The sequence below is a fragment of the Burkholderia sp. BCC1998 genome (assembly GCF_905339875.1).
Lineage (GTDB): Bacteria > Pseudomonadota > Gammaproteobacteria > Burkholderiales > Burkholderiaceae > Burkholderia.
In genome coordinates, this window is the sequence record NZ_CAJPHE010000091.1 from 1 (window position 1) to 625 (window position 625).

The following is a 625-nucleotide window of genomic DNA, read 5'->3' on the forward strand; positions in this document are numbered from 1 at the left end:
GAAGGACCAGACGATCAAGGAGAAGGAGCGGGAAGCGAGTGAGCGAGACCAAGAACTACGCTACCGGCAGACCCGTATCGATCAACTCACCCACGAGGTCTCCGTCCTCAAGCGCCAGCAGTTCGGCCGACGCAGCGAACAGCTCAACAGTGAGCAGATGAACCTGCTCGACGAGGCCATCGATGGCGACCTGGTTGCCATCGAGATGGAGCTCGAGCAGCTTGAGCCGACACGAGTTGTTCGGCAACGCGAGCAGCCGAAACGCGCACCGCTGCCGCCGCAACTGCCGCGCACCGACATCCATCACGAACCGGATAGCACGACGTGCCAGTGCGGTTGCGAACGCATACGCATCGGCGAGGACGTGAGCGAGAAGCTGGACTACACGCCGGGCGTGTTCACGGTGGAGCGGCACATCCGCGGCAAGTGGGTGTGCAAGGCATGCGAGACGCTGATCCAGGCGCCGGTTCCGCCGCATGTGATTGATAAGGGCGTGCCCACTGCCGGGTTGCTCGCGCAGGTGCTGGTCGCCAAGTACGGCGACCACTTGCCCCTGTATCGCCAGGAACAGATCTTTGGCCGTGCGGGACTGGCCATTCCGAGATCCACGCTCGGTGCCTGGGTG

General features: G+C 63.4%; 1 protein-coding gene. It reads left to right on the plus strand.

Annotation, left to right across the window (positions count from 1 at the left end):
- Positions 1-13: 13 nt before the first annotated feature.
- Positions 14-625 (plus strand): IS66 family transposase (locus U5A56_RS36915; RefSeq protein ID WP_321927412.1); only part of this gene is annotated, 612 nt, incomplete at its 3' end.